Below are 25,557 nucleotides of genomic sequence, written 5' to 3' on the forward strand. Positions count from 1 at the left end.
GATGACCGACACTGCGCTGCCCGCCAGCCCCACCGCCCAAGCCTACGAGCTGGACAGCCCGGCGCGCCGCGCCCGGCGGCGGCTGTTCAAGCGCAAGGCGGCCGTGTTCGGGCTTGTCGTGATCACGGTATTCATCCTCCTTGCGGCGCTTGCGCCACTCGCCGTTCCCTACGATCCCATCGCGACGAGCTGGAGCCTGGTGCGCAAGCCGCCGACGGCGGCGCACTGGTTCGGCACCGACGAGCTCGGCCGCGACATCCTGAGCCGCGTCATCTACGGCGCGCGCGCCTCCCTCCTCGCGGGTCTCATCTCGGTCGCGATCGCGCTCGGCATCGGCGTGCCGCTCGGCCTTCTCGCCGGCTATCGCGGCGGCTTCACCGACGCGCTGATCAGCCGGATCACCGATGCGATGCTGGCCTGCCCGTTCCTGATCCTGGCGATCGCGCTCGCGGCATTCCTCGGGCCGAGCCTCGGCAATGCCATGATCGCGATCGGCATCTCGGCGACCCCGATCTTCATCCGCCTGACCCGTGGCCAGGTGCTGGTCGTCAAGGCCGAGGACTATGTCGAGGCCGCGCGGGCGCTTGGCAATCCGCCGTGGCGGATCGCGTTCTCCCATATCCTGCCGAACATCCTGCCGGCGCTGCTGGTGCAGGCGACACTCTCGATCGCCGCCGCCATCATTGCGGAAGCCGCATTGTCGTTCCTGGGCCTCGGCCAACAGCCGCCCGCGCCGTCCTGGGGCAGCATGCTCAACGCCGCGCAACGCTTCCTGACCCAGGCGCCCTGGATGGCGATCTGGCCGGGCCTCGCGATCTTCCTCGTGGTTCTGTCGCTGAACCTGCTCGGCGACGGCCTTCGCGACGCGCTCGATCCGCGGCAGCGCTAGATCACAACCTCGCGCATCACGCGGCGGCAATCCATCTCGTATTCGAGATCGACGACCGGCGGCCGGGCAAAATGCCAGGTCAGGCCGGAGCGCAAGGCGCCGCGGCGGACCAGTTCGTCGACCAGCGCGTGGTGGAAGTCGTGCACGGAATAGGCCTGCACGCCGGTCGTGTCCTTCCAGCCGACGCCGAAGGCGGCCATCCGGCTCTCCATCTGCGAGGTCGTGGTGAAGCGAACCTTTTCCCGCAAGCCTTCCGGACTGAGGTCGCGGTAGCGCACGGTGCGCTCGACATAGGTACCGCTGCCCTCGCGTGCCTCCGCGCCGCCGGCGATGACAAAGCTGGGCGTGTTTGATCGCGTCGGTCGCGTGAAGGAGAATGCGTAGAAGGACGGCTCTGACGGCGGATCGATCTCCGGGCAGACATTGCTGCGCGCCACCGGATTGGTCGTGCCGTCGAAGATGCCCCACTCGGACAACGTCTTCACATAGTGCAGGTTGAACGCACGAAAGCCCTCCTCGCTGAAGGCCGCCGGCGAGCGCAGCTCGCAGGCACAGAATGCCGTCAATGGACGCCCCGCCTCCTGGATGAATTTTGCGGCCAGCGCAAATCCTTCAGCGAGCGGCACCAGGCGGTCGAACCGGACGCGTTCGATCTCATAACCCTCATCCGCGACGGCGCCAGCGGAATACTGGAACACGGATGGAATGAAACGATAGTTGCCGGCGGAGAATTCGCGCGTCATGACGGACTCCTATTCCAATTGCATGCGAGTGCCCTTGGCGCCGTTGAGCAGACGCCTCAGGTGAAAACCGGCCAGCGGATCGTCGGCATGCATCCCGACCAGCGCGGCAAAGGCCGGCATGGCGGCGGCATCGCCTGCCTCCATCTTGGCAAAAGCTTCGGAATATTGCGCCGTCGCCGGGGCTTCGAATTTCGCCTGGGGCAGCGGTTCGAACGCACGCAGCGGCTCGCTGCGTCCGCGCAGCATCAGGTCGCCCACGGGCCGACCATGGAAGTTCGCAGCCCCCTTGGCCACGCTGGCACTGACGCAGATGCGCGTTCCAAGATACTTGTTGGCCGCCTCCAGCCGCGCTGCCGTATTGACGGTGTCGCCATAGGCCGTGTAGTCGAAGAAGCGGTTGCCGCCGAAATTGCCGACCAGCGCGGGGCCAGCATGGGCACCGATGCGGGTGGTCCCGAAATTCACGCCCCTCGCCTTCCAGCGCGCCGAAAAGTCCTCCGCCCAGGTGTCGAGGTCATGGGCACAGGCGACTGCACGCGTCGCATAGTCCGGCTGGTCGCCGGGCGCATTGAACAGCACCTGGATCGCATCGCCGATGATCTTGGCGACCGTCCCCTCATGAGCGAAGACAATCTCGGTCATGCCGCCGAAATATTCGTTGAGCAGCTCGCCCAGTGTCTGCGGGGCCGCGGACTCGACCAGTGAGGTGAAGCCGGTGATGTCGGTGAAGAGGGTGGCGACATCGCGCCAATGCACCTCCATGCCGTCACCCTGGACATCCGCCGCCAAGCGCCTTGCGATCTCCGGCGAGAAGAAGCGCGACAGCGAGGCATAAGCGCGCTCGGCTTCCATCTGGCGCCGCCGCACTTCGCGCAGCATCTCGACATGACGAATGGTCTTCTCGATCGTGGTCTCCAGATCGGCGAAGTCGATCGGCTTGGTCAGGAAGTCGAAAGCGCCGCGGTTCATGGCGATGCGGATATTGCTCATGTCGCCATAAGCCGAGACGATGATGGTCGACTTCTTGTCCTCGGCCTCCTGGAGCCTCGCCAGCAGCGACAGCCCGTCCATCCGCGGCATGTTGATGTCGGAAACCACCATGTCGACTTGCGGGTTCAGCTCGAGCGACTCCAGCGCCTCCAGGCCGTCGCGCGCGAATATGAGAGCGAGCTTCCCATCGCGGATCTGCCTGCGGAATTTCTGCAGGATCAGCGCCTCGAGGTCAGGCTCGTCGTCGACGAAGAGGATGGTCGCAGTCATGCGGCTTGCTCGAGCCTCGTGTCGATCTCCTGCCGCAGCAGCGCGAAGTCGATCGGCTTGGTGAGAAGCCCGACGGCACCGCGCTCGATCGCCTTTCGGCGCGTCTCGGCGTCGCCATAGGCCGTGATCATGATGACGGGCACATCCGGATGCGCGGCACGCACCTTCGGCAGCATGTCGAGCCCGCTCATGCCGGGCATGTTGATATCAGACAGGATCAGGATCAGTGAGGGATCGCGAACCTCGGCCGCGCGCTTCAGCGCCTCGGGGGCCGAGAGCGCGAACTCCACCTGGAAGCGGCCGGCGCGCAGGTCGCGCCGGAACTGTTGCCGAAACAGCGCCTCGACGTCGGGCTCGTCATCGACGACCAGGATGTAAACGTTCAAGACTTGCCTCCAAGTGTACTGCCAGGTGTGCTGTCAGGTGTGCTGTCAGGTGTGCTGTCAGGTGTGCTGTCAGTCGTGCCGCCTGTTGCCATCGCCCGCGGCAGGGTGACGATGAATTCGGTGAATACGCTGGGCTCGGTGTTCACGTCGATCGTGCCGCCGTGCTGTTTCACGATGATATCATGGCTCATGGACAGACCGAGCCCCGTCCCCTCGCCGGCCGGCTTGGTGGTGAAGAAGGGGTTGAACATCCTCTCCTTCACCTCGGGCGGAATCCCGGTACCGTTGTCGCGGATCCGGATTTCGACGCTGCCGCCGAGATCCTTCGTTGTCGCGCTCAAGGTGGGCGCAAAGCTGTCCCCCTCGGTCTCCTTGCGCTTGGACGCCGCGTAGAAGCCGTTCGAGATCAGGTTGAGGAAGACGCGCGTGATCTCCTGCGGATAAATGTCGACCATGCCGGCAGCGGGATCGAACGCGCGCTCGAGCGTGACGTTGAATGCCGGCCTTTCGGCCCGGGCACCGTGATAGGCCAGATTGAGGCTTTCCTCCACGACCGCATTGATGTCGACGGCGCGATGCTCGCCGGAACCTTCGCGCGAATGCAGCAGCATGTTCCGCACGATGGAATCGGCGCGCCTGCCGTGCTGCACCACCTTCTCGAGGTTGCCCCTGAGCATGCCGGTCAGTTCCTCGACCTCCTCCTTCGTCTTGCCGTCGAGAGCGGCGGATTGCAGCGCTTCGTTGAGCTCGTCGATCAGCTCCGTCGACACTGCGGAGAAATTGTTGACGAAGTTGAGCGGGTTCTTGATCTCGTGAGCGATGCCGGCGGTGAGTTGGCCGAGAGACGCAAGCTTCTCGGTCTGGATCAGGCGGTTCTGCGCGGTGCGCAGATCGTTGAGGGATTGGCGGAGTTCCGCGGTGCGCTGCTCGACCTTGTTCTCGAGGTCGGCATAGGATTCCTGCAAGCGTGCACCCATGTCGTTGAACTGGTCGGCGAGCCCTTCAAGCTCGTCGCCGGTTCTGATCGAGATGCGCTGGGAGAAATCGCCGCCCCCGATCCGCTCGGCGCCGCTGCGCAACGCCTGGATCGGCACGACCATGCGGCGCGCCAGGAAGATCCCGGCGAGCACCGCGAAAATCGATGCTGCGAGCAGCACGATCGCAAGCCGCTGCAATGAAGCATAGAGCGCGGCATAGGCCTCCTCGACCGGCAGCTCGACGAACATTGTCCAATGCAGCGGCTCGATCGGGGCCGATGCGGTCAGCACCTGCCGGCCCTGGATGTTGCGCGCTTCGGAAAGCGCGCCGGCGACGGTACCGCTCCCGGCCAGCGCGGCACGTACCTGGGGGAGTCCGGACATGTCGGTATTGCGCAGGACGAGGCTGATGTCGGGATGCGCGATCAGTCGTCCCTCCGGACCGACCACGTAGGCGTGTCCGTGCTCGCCGACCTTGATCTGGGACACAACGTCCCAGATCAGCTTGAGATTGACCTCCGCGATGCTGACGCCGGCATCCTTGCGGGCGCCGGCCAGCGCCAGCGTCATGTAGGGCTCGGACTCCCGGCGGAAATAGACCGGGCCGTAATAAACCTTGTGCGCGACCGCCTCGGTGAACTTCGGGTCGGCCGACAGGTCGATTCCGCTGTCGAGCGCGTCCATCGCCAGCCGCGAGACCCGCAACCGCTCCTTGCCGGTCGAATCCACCTGGGCAAGTTCGGTGATGGCAGGCACCTGACGCAGGAGGCGCAGCGCATCGAACCGGCGCTGCTCGATCGAACTTCCCGACCAAGGCAGTTGCGTGGTCCAGCCGAGCTGGCTCTCGATCTCCTTGACGAACTGGCCGATCTTGGCCGCGGCCGCCTCGGCCTGCTCGTGCTGGACTCTGATCAGGGAAGCCTTGTGCTCGCGATAATAGAAGAAGACCTCGAACAAGCCATTGGCGAGCAGAGCGATGGCGACGACGGCCACGAACAGCGCGACATATTTGGTGAACAGCCGCATCCTGATTCCGCGGCCCGCCGTTTCGCCGGACGCTGCCTTGCCTGGGGCCGCGCTCGGCAGCGGCCCGGCTCGAGGGGTGTCGGAGGGGACGGAAAGGCTCATCCCGCGGAACCTAGCAAGAAGACCGGACCTTGTCTCTCGCAAGCGCAGGAACGGGCTTCCCCAGGACACAACGAAAAAGGACGGCGGCGGATGACCGCTGCCGCCCCTGGACTGGCTTGCCTTGCGGCCTCAGGTCGGCCGCAGCGCCTTGGAGCCCAGGTCGAGCTCGTTGACCTGCTTGTTCCGCTCCGAATCAGCCGCCGCGCGATGGTCGGTCGCCAGCACCACATAGACCGCCGGCAACACGAACAGCGTGAACAGCGTGCCGATCGACATGCCGGCCACGACGACCAGACCGATCGAGAAGCGGCTGGCCGCACCCGCGCCGGTCGCGGTCAGGAGCGGGATCAGGCCGGTGACCATGGCGGCCGTCGTCATCAGGATCGGCCGCAAGCGGATGCGGGCCGACATTTCGATGGCGGAGCGGCGGTCGAGCCGCTCTTTGACCTGGAGCTCGTTGGCGAACTCCACCATCAGGATGCCGTGCTTGGTGATCAGGCCGACCAGGGTGAGCAGACCGACCTGGGTATAGATGTTCATGGTCGCCGCGCCGAAGAACAGCGGGATCAGCGCGCCGACGATCGCCATCGGCACCGAGATCATGATCACCAGCGGGTCGCGGAGGCTCTCGAACTGCGCGGCCAGCACCAGGAAGATGATGATCAGCGCAAAGCCGAAGGTGATCGCGAGCTGATTGCCTTCCTGCACATATTGCCGGGAGTCGGCCAGATAGTCGTGGCTGAAGCCCTGCGGCAGCTTCTTGGCCTCGCCTTCGAGGAAGTCCACCGCCGCACCGACGGTCACACCCGGCATCGGCACCGCCGAGAACGTCGCCGAATTGAGCTGGTTGAAGTGAGTCAGCGAATTCGGGTCGGTCTTGGTTTCAATGGACACCACCGTCGACAGCGGCAGCTGCTGGCCGGTATTGGTCGTCACATAGTAGCCGCCGAGCGATTCCGGCGACAGCCGCTTGGCGCGCGGCACCTGCGGAATCACCTGGTAGGACCGGCCCTCGAGATTGAAGCGGTTGATGTAGTTGCCGCCGAGCAGCACCGCGAGCGTAGCGCCGAGGTTCTGCATGTTGACGCCGAGATCCTGTGCCTTGGTGCGGTCGATCGTCACCGTCACGTTCGGCTGGTTGTAGGCGAGGTCGCTGTCGGAGACGATGAACATGCCGCTCTTGCGCGCAGCTTCCTTCAGCTTCTCCATCTGCTCATAGACCGTCTGGAACCCGGCGGTGGAGTTGATCACCATCTGGATCGGCAGGCCGCCCGGGCCGCCCGGCAGCGGCGGCAGGTTGAAGGCGAAGGCCTGCACGCCCTCGATCTTGGAGAGCTCGGCCTGCACCAGCGGCTTGAGCTGGATCGACGAACGCGTGCGCTCGTCCCAGGGCTTGAGCAGCATGCCGGCGATGCCGCCCTGCGGGCCGTTGATGCCGTTCAGCACGAAGCGCAGGTCGGTCTCGGGGAATTTCGCGAATTCCTTGTCGAGCTTTTCGCCGTAGAAATCGAGATAATCGATGTTGGCGTATTTCGGGGCCTTGGTCACCGCGAACACGATGCCCTGGTCTTCTTCGGGCGCCAGCTCCTTCGAAGTATGCATGTAGAGGAAGCCGACCAGCCCGAGGATCGTCACCGCGAACAGGCCGGTGATGGCCTTGTAGTCGAGCGAACGATCGAGCTTGCGGCCGTACCAGCGCGTCATCGCGCCGAACACCCGGTTCACGAGCTTCGCGAAGCGGCCTTCCTCGGTGTTCTTCAGCAGCATCGAGCACATCATCGGCGACAATGTCAGCGCGATCACGCCCGACACGATTACCGAGCCCGCGAGGGTGAAGGCGAATTCGCGGAACAGCGAGCCGGTGAGGCCGCCGAGGAAGCCGATCGGCGCGTACACCGCCGCGAGCGTGATCGTCATCGAGATGACGGGACCCACGATCTCGCGCGCACCTTGCAGCGAGGCCTGAACCGGTGTTTTGCCCTCCTCAAGGTGGCGATGGATATTCTCCACCACGACGATGGCGTCGTCGACGACGAGGCCGATCGCCAGCACCATCGCAAGCAGGGTCAGGAGATTGAAGCTGAAGCCCAGCGCCAGCATCAGGGTGCAGACACCGATCATCGACAGCGGAATGGTGACGACGGGAATGATGACCGACCGCAGCGAAGCCAGGAACAGGAAGATGACCACGATCACGATGATCACGGCTTCGCCCAGCGTCTTCTCCACCTCGTCGATCGAGGACTGGATGAACTTGGTGGAGTCGTAGGCGACCTTCATCTTCATCGACGGCGGCAAATTCCGCTCGAGTTCAGGGAACAGCGCGCGCACACCCTTGACCAGCGTCAGCGGGTTGCCCTGCGGCGTTGCCTGCACGCCGATGAAGATCGCGTGCTCGCCATTGAAGGCGACGCTGGCGTCCGTGCTCTGGGCGGCAAGCTCGACGGTGGCGATATCCTCCATCCGCACGAAGCCGCCGTCCTTGGCCTTGACGATCATCTTCTTGAACTGGTTGACGTCGGTGAGGCCGGTATTCGTCGAGACGTTCGAGACGATGAGATAGCCCTTGGTCTGGCCCGCCGCTGACTGGAAGTTGTTGGCGGTGATTGCCGCGGCGACGTCGGCCGGCGACACATTGCGGCCGGCCATCTTCACGGGATCGAGCCAAAGACGCATCGCGAAGGTCTGGCCGCCGAGAATGTCGGCCGAGGCGACGCCGTCGACGGTCGACAGCACCGGCTGCACCACGCGCGTCAGATAGTCGGAAATCGCCGAACCGGACAGCTCCTCGGACGAGAAGCCGAGATACATCACGGCCGTGGTCTGGCCGGTGGTCTTGGTGACGATCGGGTCGTTGGATTCCTTCGGGATCAGGTACTTCACCGAGTTCGTCTTCGCCAGCACCTCGGTGAGCGCCTGGTTCGGATCGAAATTCAGCTTGATGTAGACCTGAATCGTCGAAGTGCCGAGCACGGAGGACGAGGTGATGTAGTCGACGCCCTCGGCGGAGGCGACTGCCTGCTCGATCGGCGTGGTGATGAAGCCCTGGATCAGGTCCGCGGACGCGCCGGGATAGACGGTCGTGATATTGATGACCGTGTTCGACAGCTTCGGATATTGCCGGATCGGCAGCACCATCGCCGCGCGCAGGCCGATCAGCAGGATCAGCAGGCTGACGACGACCGACAGGACCGGGCGCTTGATGAAAATATCGGTAAGGGCCATCGCGTCGATCTCGATTTCCGATCTGGATTTCTATGTCTCAAGAGACGTGATCCGGCGGGGCCGGATCACGTGAGGATGTTGTCAATAGCGCGGCGGCTGCGCCGGGATCGGCGGAGTCGGGTCGGTCGAAATCGATACCGGTGCACCCGATTGCAGCTTGAGCTGGCCGAGGGCGACGACCTTGTCGCCCGCTTTCAGGCCCTTGAGGATCTCGACGCGACCATCGACCCGGTTGCCGGTCTGCACGAAGGTGCGCACCGCCGAGAGGCTGGTCTTGCCGTCCGCTTCCTTTTTCTCGGCGATCACGAACACCGAGTCGCCGTACAGGGTGTAGTCGACCGCCGTCTCGGGCACGGTGATCACGGCCGGCTTGTCCGGCAGCACGACCGTGGTGGTCACGAACATGCCGGGCTTGAGGATCTTCTCCGGATTGGCGATCGTCGCCTGCACGCGGATGTTGCGGGTGTCGGTCGCGATCTGCGGCTCGATCGTGGTGATCTTGCCCTCGAAGGTGCGGCCTGGATAGGCATCGACCTTCAGCCGGACGGTCTGGCCGACCTTGAGGTTGCCGGAATCCTTTTCCGTCACCGTGAAGTTGGCCCACAGCTCCGACAGATCGGTCAACGACACGATCGCCGTACCTGCCGTCAGGTATTGGCCGACCTCGACCTTGCGCATGCCGAGATCGCCGGAGAACGGCGCGCGCACCAGCTTCTGCGAGATCAGCGCGTCGGTCTTGGCGATGCCGGCCTGCGCCTGGTCGTAGGAGGCCTGCGCGGCATCGACGGTCGCCTGCGGACCGAACTGGCGCGCGGCCAGTTGCTTGGCGCGGTCAAGCGACAGCTGCGCGACGGTCGCCTGCGCCTTGTAATTGGCGAGGTCGCCCTGCTCCGGCGCGTCGAACAGCTGCACCAGCGGCGTGCCGGCCTCGACGCGCGTACCCGGCTCGAACTTGATCTCCGTGACGCGGCCGTTGACGTCGGCGCTGACGTCGACCTGATGCACGGCGACAAGGCTGCCGACCGCGGTGAGCAGGTTCGGCACCACCTCGGACTTCGCCTCGGCCGCGCTGACGGCCGTCGGCGGCGGCTTGTTGTTGGCGAAGAACTGCTGGATCATCTGGCCGCGGAAATAGTTGAACCAGACGAGTCCACCGACCAGCGCGGCGAGAAGCGTGCCGACGATGATGAACCAGAGCACCGGCCGAACCGGACGCTTGGGAGCCTTGTCGATCGGTTCGCCCGAAATCTTGTGTTCGGTTACGATGTTCATGTCATGCACTTTCTGCAATCGCCGCCTTGCCGGCATCCGCGGCCTGATCGCGGCCCAGATGCGAAGCAATTGCGGCGTCGTTAAGTCCGATACCCCTCAGGAGAAACTCACAGAGCTGCCGCTCCAGGTCGTTCGCCTTGCCGTAAGCGAGACAAGGCGTGGCCGGCAGCCTGGTCAGCGCCGCGGTCATCACCGCATGATGCGCAAACCAGAACAGGTTGAGCGGATCGCCGGCGTAGGGCCGCGCATCCCCGGCGGCCACGGCGCGCTCGAGCGAGCCGACAAAAGCCGCCCCAATCAATGTCTCGATCTTGGCATATAGCAAACGCGCGAATTCGCCGTCATCCAGATGGCTCGTGGCCATCAGCCGCAGGCGCTGCGCCTCTTCCTGATCGGGACCGTCAGCAATGTGCAGGAAATGCCCGACCATCCTGCGGATCACCTCGACCAGCGTGGCGGTCGAGGGCTCCCGCTCGAGAAGCTCGATGAACGCCGGATCCGCTTCGCATTCGTCGCTAAGAATTTCTGCATAGAGCGCGGCCTTGGACGGGAAATGCTTGAACAGCAGCGCCTCGGAAATGGCAGCGGCGGCGGCCACGCTCTTCGTCGTGGTGCCGGTGTAGCCATGTCGGGCAAAGCAGCGCTTTGCGGCGCCGAGGATCAATTGACGCCTCAGGTCGCTCGTCATACGCAATGAGCTCATGCTGGGTGAGTAAGCACTCACCCACGCAGAAGTCAAGCACTATGTTGCATCGCAACCTGAATGCGTTGCAAATTCAGGGGAATTCGTCCCACCACTCGGGCTGCTTGCAGCGCGCTCGCTCTGAGAGCAGCGCCTGGCTAGATCGGCTGGAAGCCGAGGTCGCCGCGGATCCGGTTGAGGATGTAGGTCCCATCCCGGCTTGGCAGGATCCGCTCCAGGCTGGCGCTGTCGATCTTCACATTGGCAAAGCGCGGGCCGGCGGAAACGTCGTGGACGGCTTTGGCAAAGGCCTCGACCTCGGCCATGGTCGTGACGGCCCGGCTGTCCGCAATGCCACATGACTTGGCGATGCCGACAAGGTCGGCGGCGGCCGAGGTGTGGCTGGTCTGCCCGCCAGTCTCGCCATAGGCCTCGTTGTCCAGCACTGCGATCGACAGATTGGGCGGCATTTGCAGGCCGATGGTGGCAAGGCTGCCCATCCCCATCAGCATTTCGCCGTCCCCGGTGATGACCAGCACCGGCAGCTTCGGCTGCGCCAGAGCGAGGCCGAGCCCGATCATCGCGGCGCCGCCCATGCCGCCCCATAGGTAGAAATTGCGGGCATGGTCGCCGGCGGCGCACATGTCGTTGGTGGAGGCGCCGAGGCCGCCGATCGCGACGACGTCCTTGCGGTCCGCGAGCAGCGCGGACACCACCTGGCGGCGGTCGAGGAGATTGGCCTTGCTCATTTGGTGAAAACCTTGGCACCGATCAGGCGCTGCGACAGAAGGACGGCAGTCGGGGTGAGCGCGTTGTAAGCCTGCGCCGCGGCCGCCTCGAGCACGGCGGGCACCTCGGCGGCATTCGAGGCGCGCAGCACCTTGACGCCGGAGAGCTCGAACACGCCCTGCGTGGTCGATCCCATCGGCACCTGCCACGGATTGAACTCGCCCCATTCGCCGCGCATGGTGACGAGCGTGAGGAACGGAAAGCGCAGGATCGGGATCAACGACAGCATGTTGATGCAATTGCCGACGCCGCTCGACTGCATCAGCAAGACACCGCGCTGGCCACCGGCCCAGGCGCCGGCGAGCAGCGCCACGCCCTCCTCCTCCGTCGTCAGCGGAATGCCGCGCATGGTGGAGGAATCCAGCACGCGCTGGATCAGCCTGGAATGACCGGCGTCGGGGACATACGGCACCTGCCGGACGTCGAAGCGCTGCAATGTTGCGAAGATATCGTCGGGCCAGTTCGGGGCCGTGTCGGCAGCGTCAGCGCGTGCGTGCATTTTCCTGTCCGGTCGGCTAGCAAGGTGCAAAGACTGTAGACGCATGCATGCGCCGACCAGAACAACAAAAACGGCATATCGGCTTTAACCGGCGAGTATAACGGGATGAACGCAGATGCGAAGGCGCTGGCGGCCAGCTTCGACCTCGAGAAGCTGACGCCGGAGTTCTACGACGACCCCTACCCGACCTATCGTGCACTGCGGGAGAACGAGCCGGTCAAGCGCCTGCCGAACGGCACCGTGTTCCTGACCCGCTACGACGACCTCGTCACCACCTACAAGAACACCAAATCGTTCAGCTCGGACAAGAAGCGTGAGTTCGCACCGAAATACGGCGACACCCCGCTCTACGAGCACCACACCACCAGTCTCGTCTTCAACGACCCGCCGTCCCATACCCGCGTGCGCCGCCTGATCATGGGCGCGCTGTCGCCGCGTGCGATCGCGAGCATGGAGGGCGACCTCATCAAGCTGGTCGACGGCCTGCTCGACACCATCGCCGCCAAGGGCGCTTTCGAGCTGATCGAGGATTTCGCGGCCTCCATTCCCATCGAGGTGATCGGCAATCTGCTCGACGTTCCCCACGAGGAACGCGGGCCGCTGCGCGACTGGTCGCTGGCGATCCTCGGCGCGCTCGAACCCGTGGTGTCGCCCGAGGTAGGCGCGCGCGGCAACAAGGCCGTGGCGGACTTCCTCGCCTATCTGCAGACGCTGGTGGCGCGGCGGCGCGCAAAGCCGGGCAACCCCGAGCGCGACGTGCTGACGCGGCTGATCCAGGGAGAGGAGAACGGCGAGCGGCTGAGCGAGAAGGAGCTGCTGCACAATTGCATCTTCCTGCTCAACGCCGGGCACGAGACCACCACCAATTTGATCGGCAACGGCCTCGTGGCGCTGGACCGTCATCCCGACCAGAAGCAGCGGCTGATCGACAACCCCGACATGATCAAGACGGCGCTCGAGGAGATGCTGCGCTATGAGAGCTCGAACCAGCTCGGCAATCGCATGACCACGGAGCGCGTCGAGCTCGGCGGCGTCGTGCTCGATGCCGGCACGTCGGTGACGCTGTGCATTGGCGCGGCCAACCGCGATCCCGCGCAGTTTCCAGACCCGGAGCGCTTCGATATTGCGCGCACGCCGAACCGGCACCTCGCCTTCGCCACCGGCGCACATCAATGCGCCGGCATGGCGCTGGCGCGGCTGGAAGGCGCGATCGCGATCTCGCGCTTCCTGGCGCGCTTCCCGAACTATGCCGTGAGCGGGCAGCCGGTCCGGGGCGGACGGGTCCGGTTCCGCGGGTTCTTGAGCGTGCCCTGCGCGATCGACTGAGGGGTCCAGAGCAAAATGTCGAAAACAACCCCATGCACAGTAGAGGGCGTGTCGGCGAACGAGGCCCTGTGGTTCCGCAGAACCATCTGACATTTCGAGCAGATCGGGCCCCACCACGCGATCGGGGCATGAAGGCTTCCAAGACGGCAGAGCGATACCCAGATCAGGTTGAGGGCCGCCGGAGCGGTCGGTTGACGCCGGCGCGCAGCAATGGAGAGACGACAGATGAGCGCGTCGGTCATTGATCTCATCGCAACGGAAGCACGCTTTGGCGCCCATAATTACGCGCCGATCGGGGTCGTCCTGTCACGCGGCGAAGGTGTCTGGGTCTGGGATACCGAAGGCAACCGCTATCTCGATTGCCTCTCGGCCTATTCGGCGGTCAGCCAGGGCCACTGCCACCCCAAGATCCTGGCGGCGATGATCGAACAGGCGCACAGGCTGACGCTCACCTCGAGGGCCTTCCACAACGACCAGCTCGCCCTGTTCTACGAAGAGATCGCCGCGCTCACCGGCTCCCACAAGGTGCTGCCGATGAACAGCGGCGCCGAGGCGGTCGAAAGCGCGATCAAGGCGGTTCGCAAATGGGGCTACGAGGTGAAGGGCGTGCCGGACGGTGCGGCCGAGATCATCGTCTGCGCCAACAATTTTCACGGGCGCACGCTTGGCATCGTCGGCTTTTCAACCGACCCTGAGACACGCACACATTTCGGGCCGTTCGCGCCTGGCTTCAAGATCATCCCGTTCGGCGACGCCGCGGCGCTGGAAGAGGCGATCACCCCAAACACGGTCGCCTTTCTGGTCGAGCCGATCCAGGGCGAAGCCGGCGTCATCATTCCTCCGGCCGGCTACTTCACTGAGGTGCGCCAGCTCTGCATCGCAAACAACGTGATGCTGGTGCTCGACGAGATCCAGACCGGGCTCGGTCGCACCGGTAAACTGCTCGCCGAACAGCACGAGGGAATCGAGGCGGACGTGACGCTGCTCGGCAAGGCCCTGTCCGGTGGCTTCTATCCGGTGTCGGCCGTGCTCTCGAACAACGACGTGCTCGGGACTTTGCGACCCGGGCAGCATGGCTCGACCTTTGGCGGCAACCCGCTTGCCTGCGCCGTGGCCCGCGCAGCGATACGCGTGCTGGTCGAGGAAGGCATGATCGAGAACGCGGCCAGGCAGGGCGAGCGCTTTCTGAAAGGCTTGCAAGACATTCGTGCGAATACGATCCGCGAGGTTCGCGGGCGCGGCTTGATGCTGGCGGTCGAGTTGCATCCCGAAGCTGGCCGCGCTCGCCGCTACTGCGAGGCGCTTCAGGGCAAGGGCATCCTCGCCAAGGATACCCATGAGCAAACGATCCGCATCGCCCCGCCGTTGGTGATCACAAGCGACCAGGTCGACTGGGCGCTGGAGCGGCTCGCCACCACCCTGACGCAGGACTTCTCCTGAGACTGCCTGCGTCCGAAGATCGCATGCCGGCCGCCGCCAGCAACGAACGATTCCGCAACCTGCGCGTTGAAACGTTGTGGGCGATTATGAGCTGGGAGCTAAGATCATGCTTCCGCGTGGCGTTTGCCTTACGGCTGTTTTAGTCGGTGTCTCGATGCTGGCGGCGAGTGCCGGCGCGCTCGCCCAAGGACCCGGCCAGGGACATGGAAGAGGCGGGCCGCCCGGCCCCGCCGCAGCGCCGGCAGCACGGCCAGCAGCACCACCGGCCATGGCCCGTCCGGCGGCGCCGCCGGCTATGGCTCGGCCGGCAGCACCGCCAGCCATGCCGCAGCGGCCAGCGATGGCGCCACGTCCGGCGCCGCACATGGCATCACCGCCACCGCGCTCGAGCCCACAATTCAGTGCCCCGCGAGCCGCCCCCCAGGTGGCGGCGCCGCGGCGCGAATTCCATCGCCCGCCGGAATCGCCGCAACGTCCGGCCGTGGCGCCGCGGCCGACGCCGCATATCGCCGCCCCGTCGCGCCCAAGTGCCCCCCCGGCCGCGAGCGAGCGAGCGGGACCGCCGCGCGAGATGCTTTCGCGCCAATCCGCGGAACGCCAAGACCGTATCGATCGCTTGCAGCAGCGCGTGCAGCAATTGCAATCGCAATCGCAGAAGCCGGAAGGCGCAAGGGCACAACACCAGCAGCAGCGGTTGCTGCAGTCGCAGAGCCGTCTTCTTGAACGCGAGCAACGTATCCAACAGCGCTCGCAGCAAGTCGAGCAGCGGCAGCGCGAGATGCTGTCGCGGCAGACCACGGAGCGCCAGGCCCGTATCGATCGCCTGCAGCAGCGCGTGCAGCAACTCCAGACGCAGAAACCGGAAAGCGCGCGGGCGTTGCGCGAGCAACAGCGCACGCTCCAGACGCAGAACCGCTTGCTTCAGCGTGAGCAGCGCGCGCAGCAAAGCGATCTGGCGCGCCAGCAGCGGCTTGGACTCCAGGCTCCCGCCGGGCGGGCGGCTGCGGCCGCAGTGGAGGCCGCCCAGCGTGGACGGTTTGCCGAGCCCTTCCGCGAGCGGGCCCCTGCTCTAGCCCAGGCGGCGCTCACCACGCGCCAAAGCGGCTGGGCTCCCCGGCAGGCCTGGCGTCACCGCCATCCCGCGGCGTTCGTGGCGTGGCTTGGGCCGGTGTTCTGGCCTTACGCCTATTCCGACATCTTCAACTACACGTTCTGGTCCTATGCTTACGAGCCCGGCTATTGGGCGTACGCCTATGACGACTTCGTCGATACCGTGTTCTGGGGTGGCGACGGCCCCTATGCCGCCTATGCCAGCACCGATCCGTACGACTATCCGCAAGCCGGCGGCGGACGCACGCGGCCGCGCGCCAGCGTGAGCCCGCAGACGCTCCAGCAATTGTGCAGCACGCCGGACAAGGGCGTCACCGCCTGGCCGCTTGCCGATATCGCGCGAGCCGTGCAGCCGACGCCGGAGCAACGCGCGCTGCTCGACGAGTTGAAGACCGCGGCGGCAAACGCTGCCGCCGTGTTCAAGGACTCCTGTGCGGAAACCTATGCACTGACTCCGCCCGGCCGCCTGCGCGCGATGATGAACCGCATCAGCGCGACGTTGGAGGCCGTCAAGATCGTGCGGCCAGTACTGGAGAACTTCTACAACTCGCTAAGTGACGAACAGCAGGCCCGCTTCAACGCGCTCGGCCCCAATGTCGGCGAGCGCTCGCAGCAGCAGGAGGCCAGTGCCGAGGGCTGCGGCGATCCCAAGTCCAGCCTGACGCAGCTGCCGATCCAGAGGATCGAGGCCGTGCTCCACCCTGCGGGCAAGCAGAAGGAGGCGCTCGACCGCCTGAGCGAAGCGACGGCGAAGGGCGTTGACGGCCTGCAGGCGGCCTGTCCGAACGATGTGCCCCTGACGCCGGTCGGACGGCTGGAGGCGATGCATCGCCGTCTCGAGGCCATGCTGACGGCCGCCAAGCTGGTCGAACCCGCACTGGACGAGTTCTACGCCACGCTGAGCAGCGAGCAGAAGGCGCGCTTCAACACGCTGCAACAGCTCGCAAGCCCGTGAGGCCCGCGCGCGCGACCTAGACCACCGCCTTATGCCGCGCGATGCAGGTGCGTAGCACCTCGTTCATCGGCTTAGCCCACCAGTCGTTCGAGAAAATCTCGATCTCGGAATAGCCGGCAAAGCCCTGCGCCTCGACCGCCTGACGCACCGATTTGATGTCGATGACGCCGTCGCCCATCATGCCGCGGTCGTTGAGGATGTCTTTCGTTGGTACCAGCCAGTCGCAGACATGGAAGGCGAGCAGGCGATCCTGGCCGGCGCGCGCGATCTGGCTCATCAGCTCCGGGTCCCACCAGATGTGATAGACGTCGAGCGCGACGCCGAGCATGCCGGTGCGATCAGGGTCGAGCCGGTCGCAGATGTCGAGCGCCTGCTTCGTGGTGTTCACGCAGGCGCGGTCGGCCGCATAGGCAGGATGCAGGGGCTCGATCGCCAGCGGCAGCTTTGCTTGCCTCGCGTAGTCGAGCATCTCGGCAAGAGCTTCCTCGACCTGCCCGCGCGCTGCCACGAGATCCTTCGAGGCCTCGCTGCCCGGCCGCGAATATTGCGGCAGGCCGCCGACGACGAGGACGATGCAGGAGGCGCCCAGCGCCTTGGCCTCGTCGACGCAGCGCCTGTTGTCGTCGCGCACCTCGCCCCGGCGCGAGGCGTCCGAGGTGAACATGCCTCCGCGGCAATAGCCTGAGAGTTCGAGGCCGGCATCGCGCACCGCGCGCGCGGCGCGGTCGAGACCGACGGACGCGACCTGGTCGCGCCAGGGATCGATGGCGCGGATGCCGTGCTTGGCGCAGGCCTCAACGATCGCGACGAGATCACCCTGCTTGCGGACCGTCGCCGTGTTCAGCGACAGCCAGCGGTGGTCGGACGAGAAGTCGCGCATCAGGATTCGATGCCGTGGGTGGCGAGCACGGCTTTCATCCGCCGCGTCGCGAGTTCAGGGTTGGCGAGCAGGCCGGCCTTGTTAGCCAGACGGAATAGCTCGGCCAGATGCAGCATGGAGCGCGTGCTCTCCTGTCCCCCGACCATGGTGAAATGATCCTGATGGCCGTTGAGATAGGCCATGAACACGACGCCAGTCTTGTAGAAGCGCGTCGGCGCCTTGAAGATGTGACGCGACAGCGGCACCGTCGGCCCCAGCACGTCGTGGAAGCCAGCCTCGTCGCCCGCGGCGAGCCGCGACAGCGCGTAGGACGCCGCCGGCGCGATGGCGTCGAAGATGCCGAGCAGCGCGTGCGAAAAACCCTGCTCGTCGCCGGCGATCAGCTCCGCGTAGTTGAAATCGTCCCCGGTGTACATCTTGATGCGCTTGTCCAGGCGCCGGCGCATGTCGATCTCGCGCTGCTTGTCGAGCAGCGAGACCTTGACGCCATCCACCTTGGCGGCGTTGGCGTTGATGATGGCGACTGCCGTATCCATCGCCTCGTCGAGATCCCCAGTGCCCCAATATCCCGTCAGCGCCGGATCGAACATGTCGCCGAGCCAGTGGATGATGACGGGCTCACGGACCTGCGACAGCACACGGTCATAGACCTTGGCGTAGTCGTCGGCGTTGCGGCCGAGTTTCGCCAGCGCGCGCGACGCCATCAGGATGATGCGACCACCGACTTTCTCGACTGCCGATATCTGCTCTTCGTAGGCACGGATCACGTCATCGAGGCTCCTGGCGTCCTCGACTGCGAGATGATCGGTGCCTGCACCGGAGAACACCAGCGCGTTGCGGCGCTTGGCGGCGGCGACCGAGCGCGTGATCAGCTCCAGCGAAGTCGGCCAGTCCAGGCCCATGCCGCGCTGCGCGGTGTCCATGGCTTCGGCAACGCCGAGGCCGAGATCCCAGACGTGCTCGCGGAAGGCGATGGTCTTGTCCCAGTCGACGGTGACCGACAGCCAGGGATCGTTGTCGGCCAAGGGATCGGCGACCGTGTGTACGGCCGAGAAGGCGATGCGGTTCAGCGGTCCCTCGAGCTTTGCGGGGAACGTGCGTGAGGCAGCTAACCGGTAGGTCTCGATCGAGCGATCGGCCTTGGGCAGCTTGAGCGACAATGACGACATCGGCTGGACGGGTTTATTCATGATTCTAGGCCTCTCCTCGTCATTGCGAGCGAAGCGAAGCAATCCAGAGTGCCTCCGCGGCAACAGTCTGGATTGCTTCGCTTCGCTCGCAATGACGGCTTGGTGGACATCGGGGTTTATCCGAGCGACCTCACGCCTTGATCGGGGCGACGTCGATCCAGCGCCGCTCCTTCCAGCTCTTCAGCGCGCATTCGGCGAGCTGCACGCCCTTGGCGCCTTCGAGCAGCGTGAACTTGTAGGGGGCGTCCTCGTAGACGTGCCGGATGAACATCTCCCACTGTTCCTTGAAGCCGTTGTCGTAGGTGACGTTGTCGGGCAGCTTCTGCCAGTCGCCGTAGAAATCGTGCAGGCGCTTCTCGTCGGGATTCCACACCGGCCGCGGGGTCGCCTGCCGCGCCTGGATCATGCAATCGGTGAGCCCCGCGACCGCCGAGCCGAGCGTGCCGTCGACCTGGAAGGTGACGAGGTCGTCGCGATAGACGCGCGTCACCCAGGACATGTTGATGTGGGCGATGATGCCGCCCTCGAGCTGGAACGTCGCGTAGGCGGAATCGTCCGCGGTCGCCTTGTACTTCTTGCCCTGCTCGTCGTAGCGCTCGGGGATGTCGGTGTTGCCGATGCAGACCACGCTCTGGACGTTGCCGAAGAGGTTGTCGAGCACGTAGCGCCAGTGGCAGACCATGTCGAGGATGATGCCGCCGCCGTCCTCGCTGCGGTAGTTCCAGGACGGCCGCTGCGCCTCCTGCCAGCCGCCTTCGAACACCCAATAGCCGAACTCGCCGCGCACCGAGAGGATGCGGCCGAAGAAGCCGGAGTCGCGCAGGAAGGCGATCTTCTTCAGACCCGGCAGGAACAGCTTGTCCTGCACCGTGCCGTGCTTGACGCTCTTGGCATTGGCGAGCTTGACCACTTCGAGCGCTTCTTCGAAGTTCGTGGCGATCGGCTTCTCGCAATAGACGTGCTTGCCGGCGTTGATGGCCTGGGTCAGAAGACCGGGGCGCGCCTGCGTCGTCGCGGCGTCGAAGAACATGGTGTCGTTCTTGTCGGCGAGCGCGGCGTCGAGGTCGGTGGTCCAGCGCGTGATGTTGTAGCGCTTGGCCAGCGCCTCGACCTTCTCGGCGCTGCGGCCGACCAGGATCGGGTCGGGCATGACGCAATCGCCGTTCTTCAGGCGGACGCCGCCCTGGTCACGGATGGCGACGATCGAGCGGATCAGATGCTGGTTGAGCCCCATGCGTCCGGTGACGCCGTTCATGATGAGGCCGAGGCGTTGGGTGGTCATGCTAACTGCTCCTGAAGTGAATTTGGCTGTTCGAGCGGGCGCAGCGCCGACCAGTCCGGATGGACCGCGGTGGCAAAGCCTGCTGTGTGAAGCGATCCCGTCAGGAGATCGCCGTCGTGAATGGAGAGGCGGATGCCCTGACCGGCATCGGCGTAGAGATCGGGATACGCGGCCGCGAAGGCCTGGGCTTCGGCGACCGGCGTCTCGCCGAAGCCGTCGACATAGTGATGGCCGTTCCGCTCGGCGTGGGTGACGCCGATGAAGGCACCGAGCGCAAGATCCTGCTGCACGGCGAGACCAGCCTGGCAGGTGAGGTCCTCCCCGGTCACGAAGTACTGCTCGACGCCCGCGCTCCATTTCGCTGCACGCGTGGCATTGACGATGGATTTGTAGAGCCCCTTGCAGGATTTTGACGAGATGCCGCGATAGCCGAGGGCCCGGGCGGCCGGAAAGGCATCATAGGAATCATCGGCTTCGTCGATGATGAAACCGCGATCTGCCAGTGCGCCCAGCGGCGATTGCCGGGTGATGTCGCGCGGCATTGGCTGTTCGACATAGAGCAATCGCGCCGCGATCTGGCGCAGCGCGGCGTCATGATCAAGCCGGTCGATCAGCGCCCGCAACGCTGCGAGGTCAGCGTACTGCTCGTTGGCGTCGAGCGTGACCTTGTAGTCATACCCCAGCGTATCGAGTTCCTTGCCGATCCGCGCAAGCCGCGCCGCATCGGCAGCCGGATCGCCGGACAGCTTGAGCTTGAAGTAGCGCGCGCCGGTATTCTCGCGCGGATCGGCAACGCCGCCCTCGCCTTCCACGACATCATCAAGGCCGACGGTATGCCTGATGGCAACACGCTCCAGCGGCACCCGGCCGGAGAGAGACGTCCTGATGTCCCTCTCGCTCAAATCAGGAGAAAGCCGCGCATCGATACCCGCGATATTGCCGGCCATCCCGTCAAAGAAATTGGTCTCGACGGCGCGGAGCAGCGCATCGAGGATGGCCTTGTCGATCTCCGCGGGGCCATAAGCCGCAGCAAGCGCCGGAATGTTCTTCTTCGCGCAGGTCGCGATCTGGGCACCGATGCACGAGGCATGCAGATCGAACGCGGTCTGATATCCGGTGCGAGCCAGATAGAGTCCGCGCGCGATCCCCAGCGACCGGCGCAATTCGTCCACTGTCTGCGCCGGCGACAGCTCCGGCCGCTTGTCGAACCATTTCGGCACCAGCAGCTCGGCGCTGGCACCGACCGCAACGCCCCTGCCCTCGACCTCGATCTCGGCCCGCACGAACAGCTGCGGCGTCGCGTTGATCGTGATCGCGCCAAAGTGGAACGGCCGCGCGAATTGCACGGGACGTTCGAAGAAGGCGATGTCTCGCAGCTTCAGGCGGGGGGGCATGATCTCACAACAAAACGAGTTGAACGTGGTGCGACAGGCATGACCGCGGGCGACTCGCCTCTCCCGCTTGCGGGAGAGGCCGGCGCGCAGCGCCGGGTGAGGGTTCTATCCGCAACGGGACACTCCCGATGCGGAGACATCCTCTCCCCACCCCTCCCCCGCAAGCGGGGGAGGGAGCGCACCGTGCTTGTGGCGGCTCCAGAGAACATCACTCGCCCCTAATCCAATGCGCCTTGCGAGAAGAAGTGCTCGCGGATGCGCTGCACGAGCTCGGTGAAGACAGGATCGGCCATCACGTCGAGCGAGCGCGGGCGCGGCAGCGGCACGTCGTAGATCGCGGCGATCGCGCCGGGGCGCTCGGTCATGACCAGGACACGGTCGGCGAGGAACACAGCCTCGGGAATCGAATGCGTGATCAAGAGCACGGTCTTCTTGGTCTCGCGCTGGATCCGCATCAATTCGACATTCATGCGCTCGCGCGTCAGCGCGTCGAGCGCGCCGAACGGCTCGTCCATCAGCATGATCCTGGGATCGTGCACCAGGGCGCGGCAGATCGAGGCGCGCTGCTGCATGCCGCCGGAGAGCTGCCAGGGCAGCTTCTTCTCGAAGCCTTCGAGGCCGACCAGCTTCAACAGCGACTTGGCGCGGTCGAGATATTCCTGCCGCGGCAGGCGCTTCATGTCGATCGGCAGCATCACGTTGCCCAGGATGTTGCGCCAGGGCAAGAGCAGCGCGTTCTGGAAGACGATGCCGACATTGCCGTGCGGCGTCGTCACCTTCTGGCCCTCGACCAGGATCTCGCCCGTGGTCGGCGCCAGCAGGCCCGAGATCAGCTTGAGCAGCGTGGACTTGCCGCAGCCGGATGGGCCGACCACGACGAAGAACTCGCCGTCATTGATGTGGAAGTCGAGCGGCCGCAGCGACGGCACATCGCCGTCGCGCGTCCGATATGTCTTCGACACGCCTGACAGCTTGATGCCCGACGCATCGCCGGCCCGGTCGCTCACCAGCCTCAGATGCGCGGCCGGCTGGTTGATATCGACTGGCTTGGTCGCAGGGGTCATCATAACCCTCTCCACGCGTCGTCCCTGCGAACGCAGGGACCCATACGCCGAGCCGGAGCGTTCGGGCACGCGGGTTGAGACCTTCCGTAACCATCAAGGCCGGTGGTTATGGGTCCCTGCGTTCGCAGGGACGACAGTGGAGATTGATTGCTCACGAGCCGCTCTTCGGCAGGTAGTCGTTGGTGTAGAAGGCCTTCGGGTTCTCCTTGGCCTTGGCATCGAGGCCGCCATATTCGACCAGCAGATTGACGGTCTCGGTCATGTTCTGGTCGGTGACCTGGAACGGACGCTTGCCCTTGGTCTCCGCGGTCCGGTAGAGCGGGATGGTCAGCTCAAAGCCCTGCGTCAGCGTGTCGATCTTGCCGCCCTTCGGATTAGCATCGAGGATCGACTGCGCCGCGGCCTTCGGTTCCTTCTCGGCGGCTTCCACCGCTTTCGTCGTTGCCGACATGAAGCGGCGGACGAGATCGGCGTTGGCCTTCACATAGTCGGTGTTGGCGATGATGCCGGACGACACCATGTTGATGCCGTAGTCGGCGAACTTGATCGGATAGACGTCCTTGCCGGTGGCGTCCTTGATCTTCATCGACTGGTCCATGACGTAGCCGAGCAGAAGATCAGCTTGGCCGTTGATGACGGCATTGAGCTTGGTCTGGCCGTCGCCGGCGACGGTCTTGAAGTCGCTCTCCTTCAGGCCGGTCTTCTTCAGGAACAGCGGCCAGATCTGCGTCATCGAGTCCGCCGGCGTGATCGCCACCGTCTTGCCCTTGATGTCCTCGGGCTTCCTGATGTTCTTGTCGGCGAAGCCCATCGCGGACATCGGTGAGGTCTGCAGCAGCACGCCGGTCGCAACCACGGGCGCGCCCTTGATCGCGGCGCGCATCATGGTGGGGACGTCGACATAGCCGAAATCGGCGGTCTTGGCGGCAACCGCCTGCGTGGTCGCAGCCGAGCCGCGGCCTTCCTGGATCTCGAGCTCGATGCCTTCGGCCGCGTAGATGCCCTTGGCCTTGCCGTAATAGAACGGCGCGTGCTCGCCATAGACGTACCAGTTCAGCATCAGCACGACCTTATCGGCTGCCTGCGCCGGCATGGCTGCGAACGCCATCAGTGCCACGGATGCAGCTCCAATCCACCGCTTCATCGTTTCTCTCCCTTCCCGTTGGTTGCGTCGGCCGTTGGTGGCCGCTCGTTGCTTTAGTCAGGATGCAAAGATCACGTCCTCGCGCTGGCTGACGTGCCAGGGAATGACCAGCTTCTCGATCCGGTCCACGATCCAGAACAGGACCACGCCGAGCAGCGCCAGGATCACCAGCGCCGCGAACATCGTCGGCAGATCGAAGGTGCCGATCGAGCGCTGCATCACGTAGCCGATGCCGGAATTGGAGCCGACGAACTCGCCGACGACGGCGCCGACCACGGCGAGCGTCACCGACACTTTGAGCCCGGAGAAGATCGCCGGCAGCGCATGCGGCAGGTTCACCGCGCGAAACACCTGGAAACGGCTGCCCTGCATGGCACGGGCGAGATCGACCATGTCGGGGTCGACCGACTTGAAGCCCTGGACCGCGGAGACGACGACTGGAAAGAAGCCGAGCAGGAACGCCGAGATCACCTTGGGAATGATGCCGAAACCGAACCAGACCACGAACAGCGGCGCGATCGCGATCTTCGGCACGGATTGCGAGAACACCAGCAATGGATAGACGTAGCTCTCCACCGTCTTGGAGCCCGCGATCAGCATCGCCACGGGAATGCCGAACAGCGCCGAGAGCAGGAAGCCGCAGACGGTGGCGTAGGTGGTCGGCCAGGACTGGCGCAGCAGCTCCGGCCATTCGGTGCGCAGCACGGCGACGACATCGAGCGGCGACGGGATCTGGTAAGCGGGAATCCTGAAGATTCGGATCGCGAGATCCCAGGCGACGACGATGAAGACCAGGAACAGGAACGGCCGAACCCAGGCCGCATTCAGCAGCTTGGAAACAGCGTTTTGCGGCTTGGGCTCGGCCAATTTTCACTCCCGGCAGTCTTCTTGGTTGTGGGGAGAAATTAACCCGTTGGATAAATACTGTCCAGAGCTTTCCCTGTGACGTTTTGCGCCGGGGTTCCGCCCCCCGAAATCGTCGTCATTCCGGACGATGCGAAGCATCGACCCGGAATCTCGAGATTCCGGGTTCGGTCCTACGGACCGCCCCGGAATGACAGCAGAGAGAATGGAGCGCTAAACCGTCTGCGCCACCGCGCTGCGCTGCTTCGGGGCCTTCGCGATCTCGAACAGCGCGACGGACTTGCCGGTCAATGCCGCCAGCACGAGCCCGGACATGTGAGCCAGCCGCTCGTCCTTGGCCTTCTTGTCCAGGAGATCACGGCCGAAGATCACGCTAAGCGTGGCCGAATTGGAGAGATAGAAGAAGCTCAGCGCCGCGATCGAGATGTAGAGCTGCACCGGATCGACCGCAACCTGGAAGTCGCCACTGTCGACGCCGCGGCGCACCACGGTGCGGATCATCTCGACGAAGGGCGAGTGCATCGACTTGACCTTGGTCGATTTCTTCAGGTGCTTTGCGCGCGCGAGGTTCTCGGTCTGGAGCAAAGACAGGAACTCGGGATTGCGCAGGAAGTAATTCCAGGTGAACTCGATCAGGCGGCGGATGGCCTCGGGCGGATCGAGATGCTCGAGATCGAGCCCGCGCTCCTCGCTGCGGATCTTGTCATAGGCGCCTTCGAGCACCGCGAGATAGAGCTCGTCCTTGTTGCCGACGTGATAGTACAGCATGCGCTTGTTGGCGCCGGCCTTGGCCGCGATGCGGTCGACGCGCGCGCCGGCGAGCCCATGGGCGGAGAACTCCTGCTTGGCGGCTTCGAGAATGCGCAGCCGCATCCCCTCGGGATCGCGCTGCCATTTCAGAGTTCGCTTTGCCTTCGCCAAACCGGTTGCTCACTGGAGGTTCTCGGGTCAGCGTGTAACACGAGGAAGCCGTCATTGCGAGGAGCCCTTGCGACGAAGCAATCCAGACTGCCAACGCGGAGGGATTCTGGATTGCTTCGCTGCGCTCGCAATGACGG

22 protein-coding genes are annotated in these 25,557 nt (G+C 64.9%); 4 read left to right on the forward strand and 18 right to left on the reverse strand.

The window, feature by feature from the left end:
* The first annotated feature begins 1 nt into the window (after position 1).
* Positions 2-889, forward strand: coding sequence for an ABC transporter permease (locus IVB23_RS09270; RefSeq protein WP_247803310.1), 888 nt, complete (start codon positions 2-4; stop codon positions 887-889).
* Here IVB23_RS09270 and IVB23_RS09275 read toward each other — a convergent pair.
* From IVB23_RS09275 to IVB23_RS09315, 9 genes are all read right to left on the reverse strand, one after another.
* Entirely contained in the window at positions 886-1,632 is a 747-nt protein-coding gene (locus IVB23_RS09275) for a hypothetical protein (protein WP_247803311.1), read from the reverse strand. The two genes, IVB23_RS09270 and IVB23_RS09275, sit on opposite strands and share 4 nt — an antisense overlap.
* A 9-nt stretch (positions 1,633-1,641) precedes the next feature.
* On the reverse strand, positions 1,642-2,892 hold the full coding sequence (locus tag IVB23_RS09280; protein ID WP_247803312.1) for an adenylate/guanylate cyclase domain-containing protein: 1,251 nt from the start codon (positions 2,890-2,892) through the stop codon (positions 1,642-1,644).
* Entirely contained in the window at positions 2,889-3,278 is a 390-nt protein-coding gene (locus IVB23_RS09285; RefSeq protein WP_247803313.1) for a response regulator, read from the reverse strand. The genes IVB23_RS09280 and IVB23_RS09285 overlap by 4 nt, the downstream gene beginning before the upstream one ends.
* Positions 3,275-5,383 carry a sensor histidine kinase gene (locus IVB23_RS09290; protein ID WP_247803314.1) on the reverse strand — a complete coding sequence of 703 codons (2,109 nt, stop codon included), beginning with the start codon at positions 5,381-5,383 and terminating at the stop codon, positions 3,275-3,277. Before IVB23_RS09290 ends, IVB23_RS09285 begins: the two co-directional genes overlap by 4 nt.
* A gap of 129 nt (positions 5,384-5,512) precedes the next feature.
* Positions 5,513-8,608: a MexW/MexI family multidrug efflux RND transporter permease subunit gene (locus IVB23_RS09295; RefSeq protein ID WP_061878198.1), complete on the reverse strand. Its 3,096-nt coding sequence runs from the start codon at positions 8,606-8,608 to the stop codon at positions 5,513-5,515.
* Positions 8,609-8,689: 81 nt separating this feature from the next.
* Positions 8,690-9,880 carry an efflux RND transporter periplasmic adaptor subunit gene (locus IVB23_RS09300; protein WP_061878199.1) on the reverse strand — a complete coding sequence of 397 codons (1,191 nt, stop codon included), beginning with the start codon at positions 9,878-9,880 and terminating at the stop codon, positions 8,690-8,692.
* 1 nt (position 9,881) lies between these two features.
* Positions 9,882-10,583 (reverse strand): TetR/AcrR family transcriptional regulator, encoded by a 702-nt coding sequence (locus IVB23_RS09305; RefSeq protein WP_061878200.1) that lies wholly within the window; start codon positions 10,581-10,583, stop codon positions 9,882-9,884.
* A 137-nt stretch (positions 10,584-10,720) separates the two neighbouring features.
* Complete coding sequence (locus IVB23_RS09310) at positions 10,721-11,311, reverse strand: thiamine pyrophosphate-dependent enzyme (protein ID WP_247803315.1); 591 nt, start codon at positions 11,309-11,311, stop codon at positions 10,721-10,723.
* Positions 11,308-11,850 (reverse strand): phosphonopyruvate decarboxylase, encoded by a 543-nt coding sequence (locus IVB23_RS09315; RefSeq protein WP_028178284.1) that lies wholly within the window; start codon positions 11,848-11,850, stop codon positions 11,308-11,310. The genes IVB23_RS09310 and IVB23_RS09315 overlap by 4 nt, the downstream gene beginning before the upstream one ends.
* 105 nt (positions 11,851-11,955) lie before the next feature.
* Between IVB23_RS09315 and IVB23_RS09320 the strand changes: the two genes are divergently transcribed.
* Both IVB23_RS09320 and rocD read left to right on the forward strand, forming a co-directional pair.
* Positions 11,956-13,176, forward strand: coding sequence for a cytochrome P450 (locus tag IVB23_RS09320; RefSeq protein ID WP_247803316.1), 1,221 nt, complete (start codon positions 11,956-11,958; stop codon positions 13,174-13,176).
* 225 nt (positions 13,177-13,401) lie between these two features.
* Positions 13,402-14,616 (forward strand): ornithine--oxo-acid transaminase, encoded by a 1,215-nt coding sequence (rocD, locus tag IVB23_RS09325; RefSeq protein WP_061878203.1) that lies wholly within the window; start codon positions 13,402-13,404, stop codon positions 14,614-14,616.
* Positions 14,617-14,986: 370 nt separating this feature from the next.
* Here the strand turns inward: rocD and IVB23_RS09330 are convergent, their stop codons facing one another.
* Positions 14,987-15,562 (reverse strand): hypothetical protein, encoded by a 576-nt coding sequence (locus IVB23_RS09330; RefSeq protein ID WP_246515517.1) that lies wholly within the window; start codon positions 15,560-15,562, stop codon positions 14,987-14,989.
* Between IVB23_RS09330 and IVB23_RS09335 the strand changes: the two genes are divergently transcribed.
* The gene (locus IVB23_RS09335; RefSeq protein WP_247803317.1) at positions 15,533-16,681 is read left to right on the forward strand and encodes a Spy/CpxP family protein refolding chaperone; all 1,149 of its coding nucleotides are present in this window, start codon (positions 15,533-15,535) and stop codon (positions 16,679-16,681) included. The two genes, IVB23_RS09330 and IVB23_RS09335, sit on opposite strands and share 30 nt — an antisense overlap.
* Positions 16,682-16,697: 16 nt before the next feature.
* Here the strand turns inward: IVB23_RS09335 and IVB23_RS09340 are convergent, their stop codons facing one another.
* The 8 genes from IVB23_RS09340 to IVB23_RS09375 all read right to left on the reverse strand — a co-directional run bounded on the left by IVB23_RS09340 (position 16,698) and on the right by IVB23_RS09375 (position 25,420).
* Entirely contained in the window at positions 16,698-17,561 is an 864-nt protein-coding gene (locus tag IVB23_RS09340) for a sugar phosphate isomerase/epimerase family protein (protein WP_247803318.1), read from the reverse strand.
* Positions 17,561-18,751, reverse strand: coding sequence for a dihydrodipicolinate synthase family protein (locus IVB23_RS09345; protein WP_247803319.1), 1,191 nt, complete (start codon positions 18,749-18,751; stop codon positions 17,561-17,563). The genes IVB23_RS09340 and IVB23_RS09345 overlap by 1 nt, the downstream gene beginning before the upstream one ends.
* A 130-nt stretch (positions 18,752-18,881) precedes the next feature.
* On the reverse strand, positions 18,882-20,033 hold the full coding sequence (locus tag IVB23_RS09350; RefSeq protein ID WP_247803320.1) for a Gfo/Idh/MocA family oxidoreductase: 1,152 nt from the start codon (positions 20,031-20,033) through the stop codon (positions 18,882-18,884).
* Complete coding sequence (locus IVB23_RS09355) at positions 20,030-21,427, reverse strand: hypothetical protein (RefSeq protein WP_247803321.1); 1,398 nt, start codon at positions 21,425-21,427, stop codon at positions 20,030-20,032. Before IVB23_RS09355 ends, IVB23_RS09350 begins: the two co-directional genes overlap by 4 nt.
* 218 nt (positions 21,428-21,645) lie before the next feature.
* The gene (locus IVB23_RS09360) at positions 21,646-22,491 is read right to left on the reverse strand and encodes an ABC transporter ATP-binding protein (protein ID WP_247804804.1); all 846 of its coding nucleotides are present in this window, start codon (positions 22,489-22,491) and stop codon (positions 21,646-21,648) included.
* A 151-nt stretch (positions 22,492-22,642) separates the two neighbouring features.
* Entirely contained in the window at positions 22,643-23,635 is a 993-nt protein-coding gene (locus IVB23_RS09365) for an ABC transporter substrate-binding protein (protein WP_197967053.1), read from the reverse strand.
* 57 nt (positions 23,636-23,692) lie between these two features.
* Positions 23,693-24,502 carry an ABC transporter permease gene (locus tag IVB23_RS09370; RefSeq protein ID WP_061878209.1) on the reverse strand — a complete coding sequence of 270 codons (810 nt, stop codon included), beginning with the start codon at positions 24,500-24,502 and terminating at the stop codon, positions 23,693-23,695.
* Between the two features lie 210 nt (positions 24,503-24,712).
* Positions 24,713-25,420, reverse strand: coding sequence for a TetR/AcrR family transcriptional regulator (locus IVB23_RS09375; protein WP_197967052.1), 708 nt, complete (start codon positions 25,418-25,420; stop codon positions 24,713-24,715).
* Positions 25,421-25,557: the final 137 nt, after the last annotated feature.

It is taken from the genome of Bradyrhizobium sp. 191 (assembly GCF_023100985.1).
GTDB classification, from domain to species: domain Bacteria; phylum Pseudomonadota; class Alphaproteobacteria; order Rhizobiales; family Xanthobacteraceae; genus Bradyrhizobium; species Bradyrhizobium diversitatis.